The 7,872-nt window shown below is 63.3% G+C and carries 7 protein-coding genes; all 7 read left to right on the top strand.

The window, feature by feature from the left end:
- Positions 1-196: 196 nt before the first annotated feature.
- The 7 genes from sfnG (at position 197) to EN879_RS16050 (ending at position 7,858) form a co-directional block, all read left to right on the top strand.
- Positions 197-1,297, top strand: coding sequence for a dimethylsulfone monooxygenase SfnG (sfnG, locus tag EN879_RS16080; protein WP_063169858.1), 1,101 nt, complete (start codon positions 197-199; stop codon positions 1,295-1,297).
- Between the two features lie 112 nt (positions 1,298-1,409).
- The gene (locus EN879_RS16075; RefSeq protein WP_063169859.1) at positions 1,410-2,342 is read left to right on the top strand and encodes an ABC transporter ATP-binding protein; all 933 of its coding nucleotides are present in this window, start codon (positions 1,410-1,412) and stop codon (positions 2,340-2,342) included.
- Complete coding sequence (locus EN879_RS16070; RefSeq protein ID WP_032898718.1) at positions 2,339-3,238, top strand: branched-chain amino acid ABC transporter permease; 900 nt, start codon at positions 2,339-2,341, stop codon at positions 3,236-3,238. Before EN879_RS16075 ends, EN879_RS16070 begins: the two co-directional genes overlap by 4 nt.
- A gap of 3 nt (positions 3,239-3,241) precedes the next feature.
- The gene (locus EN879_RS16065; RefSeq protein WP_063169860.1) at positions 3,242-4,282 is read left to right on the top strand and encodes a branched-chain amino acid ABC transporter permease; all 1,041 of its coding nucleotides are present in this window, start codon (positions 3,242-3,244) and stop codon (positions 4,280-4,282) included.
- An 80-nt stretch (positions 4,283-4,362) separates the two neighbouring features.
- On the top strand, positions 4,363-5,700 hold the full coding sequence (locus EN879_RS16060; protein ID WP_013528156.1) for an ABC transporter substrate-binding protein: 1,338 nt from the start codon (positions 4,363-4,365) through the stop codon (positions 5,698-5,700).
- Between the two features lie 79 nt (positions 5,701-5,779).
- On the top strand, positions 5,780-6,586 hold the full coding sequence (locus EN879_RS16055; RefSeq protein WP_024501876.1) for an ABC transporter ATP-binding protein: 807 nt from the start codon (positions 5,780-5,782) through the stop codon (positions 6,584-6,586).
- A gap of 24 nt (positions 6,587-6,610) precedes the next feature.
- A complete protein-coding gene (locus tag EN879_RS16050) occupies positions 6,611-7,858 on the top strand; it encodes an SfnB family sulfur acquisition oxidoreductase (protein ID WP_063169861.1) in 1,248 nt (415 codons plus the stop codon).
- Positions 7,859-7,872: the final 14 nt, after the last annotated feature.

Genomic DNA, 7,872 nt, shown 5'->3' with positions numbered 1-7,872 from the left:
GCCCCAATGCCGCGCACCGTCCACACGTGGGCTGACACCTGCGGGCCGGGTTCGGCAGCGAAAATTGGTATTTCCGTCCCAAGAGCGCCCCAAAAACGGAAAATCCTTCTTTGTATATATATTCTATAAACATAATAAATATCAGAGCCGGCGCGACCGGAGCGATCAACGACACGGCCTGAATGGGAGACAGTTCATGGCACATGCAGAAGCCGATCCGATCAAATTCGCCTACTGGGTGCCGAATGTTTCGGGCGGCCTGGTGATTTCCAACATCGAGCAGCGCACCAACCATTCTGCCGAGTACAATCGCAAGCTGGCGCAGATCGCCGAGAAGGCCGGCTTCGACTACGCGCTTAGCCAGATACGTTTCACGGCCGGCTACGGCGCCGACGAACAGCATGAATCGGTGGCGTTCAGCCATGATCTGCTGGCGGCGACCACGACGCTCAAGGTCATCGCAGCGATCCTGCCAGGACCATGGAACCCGGCGCTGGCGGCCAAGCAGATCGCCACCATCAGCTACCTGACCAACGGCCGCGTCGCGATCAACCTTGTCTCCGGCTGGTTCCGCGGCGAGTTCCACGCCATCGGCGAGCATTGGCTCGACCATGACGAGCGCTACCGCCGCTCGGAGGAATTCATCCGTGCGCTGCGCGGAATATGGACTGAAGACAGCTTCACCTTCCGTGGCGATTTCTACCGCTTCAATGAGTATTCGCTGAAGCCGAAACCGCCGCAAGTACCCGAAATCTTCCAGGGCGGCTCGTCGCGCGCCGCGCGCGACATGGCATCGCGCGTCTCGGACTGGTACTTCACCAACGGCAACACGCCGGCCGAGATCGCCAAGCAGGTCGATGATATCAGAGTCAAGGCGAAGGCCAATAACCATTCCGTCAAAGTTGGCGTCAACGCCTTCGCGGTCGTTCGCGAGACCGAGGACGAGGCCAGGGCGGTGCTCGCCGAAATCATCGCCGAGGCCAATCCCGACGCGGTCAATGCTTTTGGCCATGAGGTCAAGAATGCCGGCAAGGCCTCGCCGGAAGGTGAGGGCAATTGGGCGAAATCGTCCTTCGACGATCTGGTCCAGTACAATGACGGTTTCCGCTCGAACCTGATCGGCACCCCCAGGCAGGTCGCTCAACGCGTCGTCGACCTGAAGCGCGCGGGTGCGGATCTTATCCTGCTCGGTTTCCTGCACTTCCAGGAGGAGGTCGAGTATTTCGGCAAGCATGTCATCCCGCTCGTTCGCGAACTGGAACACGCCGAGGCGGCGGCGTCGCTGGCGGCGGAATAGTCACCCCATAGGCACGCCGGACAGGCGCCGGCCCGCACGCACGAAGCTTGCCCGGCGCGCTGATCCGTCGGGCGGCAACAGGATTTTGCGCGCCTAATCGAGGACGATTGGAATGCCGTTGCCCAGTTATACGCTCGGAGTGATGGAGGCTTCCGCCTATGCACCGGAGGTCTTTGCGCGCGGCCTGCCGTCAGACCAGCGGCCGGAGCAGTCGTTCGAAGATGCCGCCAGGCCGGCAGAGTCCGTTGCCGCCGCCTCTCCGTTGCTTTCGCTTCAGGGCATCAGCCTGTCCTTTGGCGGCGTCGTGGCACTGGCCGATATCGACCTATCGGTCCGCCAAGGCGAGATCCGTGCCATCATCGGCCCGAACGGCGCCGGCAAGAGTTCGCTGATCAACGTCATCAGCGGCGTCTACCGGCCGGATCGCGGCCATGTCCGGCTCGACGGTACCTCCTATGCCCAGGTCCCGACGCAGCGGCTGGCCCATCTCGGCGTCGCCAGAACCTTCCAGAATCTCGCACTGTTCAAGGGCCTAAGCGTCCTCGACAATGTCGCCTCTGGCCTTGCCTACAAGGTTCGCTCCAACTTTGCCGGCCAGGTGCTCGGCATCGGCCGCTCGCGTGGCGAGCAGCGCGATTCACGCAGCCGTGCCGAACAGATCCTTGAATTCCTCCATCTCACCGCCATTCGCGACCGTCTTGTCGGCACCTTGCCTTACGGGCTGCAGAAGCGTGTCGAACTGGCCCGCGCGCTGGTGGCCGAGCCGCGCCTGCTTTTGCTGGACGAGCCGATGGCCGGCATGACAGCGAGCGAAAAGAGCGAGATGGCGTCTTTCGTCCGTGCCGCGCGCGATCGTTTCGCCACCACCGTGGTGTTGATCGAGCACGATGTCGGCGTCGTCATGGGTCTGTCCGATCGCATCGCCGTTCTCGACTACGGCCGCAAGATCGCCGACGCCACGCCCGATGAAGTCAGGAACGACCAACGCGTCATCGATGCCTATCTCGGCGTCGCCTCGGACAATGAGGACGGGGCAGGCATATGATCGCCGATTTCGACTACCAATTCTTCATCGAAGTGCTCGTCGGCGGCCTGCTCTCAGGCGTCATGTATTCGCTTGTCGCGATCGGCTTCGTGCTCATCTACAAGACCTCGGGCGTGCTCAATTTCGCGCAAGGCGCGATGCTGCTGTTTGCGGCACTCACCTTCGTCAGCCTCGTCGAGCGCGGTATTCCGTTCGCGCTGGCGCTGGCGGTCACCTTCGCCATCATGGTGGCGATGGGTGTCGCCATCGAGCGCACGGTGCTGCGGCCACTGACCAACAAGCCGCCGATCACACTGTTCATGGCGACGCTCGGCCTGTCCTACATCATCGAGGGCGCCGCCCAGCTGATCTGGGGCACGCAGGTCCATGGCCTCGATCTCGGCATCGAGGACGTGCCGCTGGAAATCGGCGGCGTGCTGATCAGCCAGTTCGACATTTTTGCCGCGGTGGTTGCCGCCGGCATGGTCCTCCTGCTGTCGCTGTTCTTCCGCTACACCCGCATCGGCCTCTCCTTCCGCGCCGTTGCCGACGACCAGTTCGCGGCCCTCGCGGTCGGCCTCAGGCTGCCCTTGATCTGGGCCACCGTGTGGGCTGCCGCCGGCCTTGTCGCCCTGGTGGCGGGACTGCTCTGGGGCGCACGCCTCGGCGTGCAGTTCTCGCTGTCGCTGGTGGTGCTGAAGGCGCTGCCGGTGCTGGTGCTCGGCGGCTTCGATTCCATCCTCGGCGCCATCGTCGGCGGGCTTCTGATCGGCGCCAGTGAGAAGCTCGCCGAGGTCTATATCGGCGATTATTTCGGCGGCGGCATCGAGAGCTGGTTTGCCTATGTCGTCGCGCTCGTCTTCCTGCTGATCCGCCCTTCCGGCCTGTTCGGCCAGAAGCTCGTTGAGAGGATCTGAACGATGACCGCGATAACAAGCGATTTCGTCGCCGCGCCGGTGCTGCCGAAATGGGTCGTACCGGTCCTGCTGCTCGCCTTCGCCTATGGTGTCGTGCCGCTGATCGGCTCAAGTTATCTGTTCGAGGCCATCCTGCTGCCGTTCCTGGCGCTCAGCCTCGCCGGCGTGGGCTTGAACATTCTCACCGGCTATGCCGGCCAGGTCTCGCTGGGCAGTGCCGCCTTCATGGCGGCGGGCGCCTTCGCCGCCTATAATTTCAACCTGCGCGTCGAGGGCCTGCCGCCGATCGGCAGCATCTTCCTGGCCGGCATCGTCGCCGCCGCGATCGGCATCGTCTTTGGCCTGCCCAGCCTGCGGCTGAGGGGTTTTTATCTCGCAGTATCGACGCTCGCCGCGCAGTTCTTCGTGCAATGGGCGCTGACCAAGTTCAGCTGGTTCTCCAACAACTCGGCGTCAGGCGTCATCGACGCGCCGAGACTGTCGATCTCAGGTTTCGCGCTCGACGGCGCCATCGGTCGCTATCTCTTCGCGCTGACAATCGTCACCGTCCTGACCTTCCTTGCCTATAGGCTGGTCTCGTCGCAGACCGGTCGCAACTTCATCGCCATCCGCGACAATGAAACCGCCGCCCGCATCATCGGCATCCCGGTGCTGAAGACCAAGCTGCTGGCCTTCGCCATCTCGTCCTTCATCATCGGCGTCGCAGGCGTCATCTGGGCCTTCGCCTATCTGAGGACCGTCGAGCCGGACGGCTTCGATCTCGATCGGTCGTTCCAAATCCTGTTCATCATCATCATCGGCGGGCTGGCTTCGATCCGCGGCGCGTTTTTCGGCGCCGCCCTCATCGTGGTTTTCCCGCTCGCTCTGTCGCGCCTCGGCGGCTTCCTGCTCGGCGATCTCTTCGATTCGGGCGTGCTCGACATGAGCCAGCGCATCGTTCTGGGCGCGCTCATCATCCTGTTTCTGATCCTTGAGCCCGACGGGCTGGTGGCGCTGTGGGACAGGGTCCGAAGACGGCTCCTGTTCGCCTGGCAGTCGACTTGAGCTGATGCATTGAAAATGAATCCCATCGGAAAATGAACAAGGGGCCGAACAAGACGGCCCATACCGGGAGTACCTCGACCATGACTTTCCTCAGCACAATCAAGGCGGCGGCGTTGTCCGCGGCGATGATCGTGTCGGTGGCCTTGCCCGCCGCGCACGCCGACGAACAATATTTTCCGCTGCAGAGCTATCGCGTCGGGCCTTACGCGGCCGGCGGCACCGGCTTCTTCGGCGGCTTCATCGACTATCTCAACCTCATCAACATCCGCGACGGCGGCGTCAACGGCGTCAAGCTGACCTGGGACGAATGCGAGACCCAGTACGAGGTCGAGCGCGGCGTCGAATGCTACGAGCGGCAGAAGAGCCATGCCGGCGCCGCCGCCTGGAACCCGCTCTCGGTCGGCATCGCCTATGCCATGATTGACCGCATCACCGCCGACAAGGTGCCGCTGATCACCGTCAACCACGGCCGCACCGATTCCACCGACGGGCGTGTCTTCCCCTACGTCTTCCCGCTGCTGCTCAATCCCTACAGCGAGACATCAGGCATCGTGAACTACATCGCCTCCAAGGAAGGCGGCATCGACAAGCTGAAGGGAAAGAAGATCGTCGTGCTCTATCACGGCTCGCCCTACGGCAAGGAGACCATCCCGATCTATGAGCTGCTGGCGCAGAAATACGGCTTCACCGTGCAGCAGATCGAGGTGCCGCATCCCGGCAACGAGCAGCAGTCGCAGTGGCTGACCATCCGCCGCGCCAAGCCGGATTTCGTCGTCCTGCGCGGCTGGGGTGTGATGAACCCGGTGGCGCTGAAGACGGCGGTCAAGGTCGGCTATCCCGTCGATCACATCGTCGGCAATGTCTGGTCGAATTCTGAAGAGGATGTCATCCCTGCCGGCGACGCCGCCAAGGGTTACACCGCCATCACCACGCAGGCTTCCGGCAACTCCTACCCGGTGGTTCAGGAGATCGTGAAGACGGTCTACGGCGCCGGCAAGGGTAACCTTGAAGACAAGGCGCGCATCGGCTCGGTCTACCACAATCTCGGCATCGTCAACGGCATCCTCAATGTCGAGGCGATCCGGATCGCGCAGGAGAAGTTCGGCCACCGCACGCTGACCGGCGACGAGGTCCGCTGGGGCTTCGAGCATCTCAAGCTTGATCCGGCCAAGGTCGAGGCGCTCGGCGCCAAGGACCTGTTCCACTCGATCAATGTCAGCTGGGACAACCATGAAGGCGAAGGCTACGTGACCTTCCAGCAGTGGGACGGCAAGAAGTGGAACGTCGTCTCCGACTGGATCGCGCCGGACTGGGCGCTGCTGCGGCCAATCATCGAGAAGTCCGCCGAGGCCTACGCCGCCGAGAAGGGCATCAAGCTGCGCACCGCCGACGATGCCAATGCTGTGACCACCAACTGATCAGTCAGTGCCGGGCGTCGCGGACCAAGTTTCCGTGGCGCCCGACCTGTTCGGTTTTCGAACCGCGAAAGAACAGCCTATGCCGAACGATGACGTCATTCTTGCTGTGGACACGGTCCATGCCACCTACAACCACGCCATCACGGCGCTGCATGGCGTCAGTTTCGAGCTCAGGCGCGGCCAGATACTGGCATTGCTCGGTGCCAATGGCGCTGGCAAGACCACGACGCTGAAGGCCGTCTCCAACCTGCTGCCGGCCGAACGCGGCCAGGTCAATGCCGGCACCATCCGCTATGACGGCTCGGATGTCTCGCGCCGCAAACCGGGTGATCTGGTGCGCGCCGGGCTGGTTCAGGTGCTGGAAGGCCGCCACTGCTTCAAAAGCCTCACCGTCGAGGAGAATCTGATCGCCGGCGGCATCGGCCGCAGCGGCAGCCGCGCCGAGATCAACGGGGATCTCGAACGGATCTACGGCTATTTCCCGAGGCTTCGGGAAAAACGCCGGACATTGTCCGGCCTGACCTCCGGCGGCGAACAGCAGATGACCGCCATCGGCAGGGCGCTGATGTCGCGGCCGCGGCTGCTCGTCCTGGACGAACCGTCGATGGGGCTCGCGCCAATCATCGTCCAGGACATCTTCCAGAGCTTGAAAAAACTCAACCGCGAGACTGGCCTATCCATCCTGGTCGCCGAGCAGAACTCCGCAGTGGCGCTGCGATATGCCGACCATGCCACGGTGCTGGAGAACGGCGTTTCCGTTCTCGCCGGCGCGGCCCCCGAGCTTCGCCAGCGCGAGGACATCAGGGCCTTCTATCTCGGTCAATCGAACCCCGGGCAACAGGCGTCACCCGCCACCAAGCCCGCCCATCTCCACGCCGTTGCCTGAATCGAAATCCCAAGGAGCAGTGAAATGACCGTTTCGACCGTCAAGACCGACAAGGCTTCCGCCGCCGTGCCGCCAGTCGCAAGGCCGATCGCCCCGGCGCACATCATCAAGGACGACGCCGAGGCGATTGCGGTTGCCCATGCGCTCGCCGCCGAATTCGTCAAGGACTCCTCCCGGCGCGACCGTGAACGGATCTGGCCGGTCGCCGAACTCGATGCCTTTTCGCAAAGCGGCCTGTGGTCGATCAATGTACCCAAGGCATTCGGTGGGCCGGAGGTGTCCTATGCGACGCTGGCGAAGGTGATCGAGATCATCTCGGCGGCGGATTCCTCGATCGGCCAGGTTGCGCAGAACCATCTCGGCGTCGTCGCTGCCATCCGCACCGTCTCCGACGCGGACCAGCAGAAGCTGCTGTTCGCCGAAGCGCTGAAGGGCACCCGGTTCGGCAACGCCTTTTCCGAGTTCGGCTCCAAGCGCGCCGCCGATTTTGAGACCCGCTTCACCGATGCCGGCGATCATGTGGTCGTCAACGGCCGGAAATTCTATTCGTCCGGCGCGCTGCTCGCCCATCTGGTGCCGATCGTGGCGCTCGATGACGAGGGCCGCGCCTGGTATGCGATCGCCGACCGCGGCGCACCCGGCCTGACCGTCATCGACGACTGGTCGAGCTTCGGCCAGCGCACGACCCTGTCCGGCACCGTCATCATCGACAACGTCAAGGTGCCGAAGACGCATCTGGTACCCGGCTACAAGGGCTACGACAAACCGACCGCCGACGGCGCCATCTTCCAGATCATCCAGGTGGCCGTGGACACCGGCATCGCCCAGGCGGCGATCGACGAGACGGTCGATTTCGTCAGGACCAAAAGCCGCGCCTGGATCGACAGCGGCGTCGACAACGCCTGGGACGATCCCTACACCATTCAGGCCATCGGCGACCTGACGCTGCGCCTGCACGCGGCGCAGGCGCTGCTCGAAAAGGCCGGTCATGCAATCGACCGGGCAGTGGCCGAGCCGACAGCCGAGACGGTGGCGCACGCCCAGATCGTCACTGCCGAGGCAAAAATCCTGTCGACAGAGATCGCCATCGCCGCCACCAACAAGCTGTTCGAACTGGCAGGGACCCGCTCAACCCTGGCCGAGCACAATCTCGACCGGCATTGGCGCAACGCGCGCACGCACACGCTGCACGATCCGGTGCGCTGGAAATACTCGATCCTCGGCAAATATTTCCTCAACGGCGAAAATCCGCCGCTGCACGCCTGGAGCTGATTTTCCACCGGCGG

This window comes from Mesorhizobium sp. M7A.F.Ca.AU.002.02.1.1 (assembly GCF_003998535.1).
GTDB classification, from domain to species: Bacteria; Pseudomonadota; Alphaproteobacteria; order Rhizobiales; family Rhizobiaceae; genus Mesorhizobium; species Mesorhizobium ciceri.
This window is presented reverse-complemented; position numbering and strand designations above follow the sequence as displayed.

Excerpts from the sequence above, each read along its gene's own strand:
- sfnG (WP_063169858.1), top strand. The coding sequence starts at position 197 with ATGGCACATGCAGAAGCCGATCCGATCAAATTCGCCTACTGGGTGCCG.
- EN879_RS16075 (WP_063169859.1), top strand. The coding sequence starts at position 1,410 with ATGCCGTTGCCCAGTTATACGCTCGGAGTGATGGAGGCTTCCGCCTAT.
- EN879_RS16070 (WP_032898718.1), top strand. The coding sequence starts at position 2,339 with ATGATCGCCGATTTCGACTACCAATTCTTCATCGAAGTGCTCGTCGGC.
- EN879_RS16065 (WP_063169860.1), top strand. The coding sequence starts at position 3,242 with ATGACCGCGATAACAAGCGATTTCGTCGCCGCGCCGGTGCTGCCGAAA.
- EN879_RS16060 (WP_013528156.1), top strand. The coding sequence starts at position 4,363 with ATGACTTTCCTCAGCACAATCAAGGCGGCGGCGTTGTCCGCGGCGATG.
- EN879_RS16055 (WP_024501876.1), top strand. The coding sequence starts at position 5,780 with ATGCCGAACGATGACGTCATTCTTGCTGTGGACACGGTCCATGCCACC.
- EN879_RS16050 (WP_063169861.1), top strand. The coding sequence starts at position 6,611 with ATGACCGTTTCGACCGTCAAGACCGACAAGGCTTCCGCCGCCGTGCCG.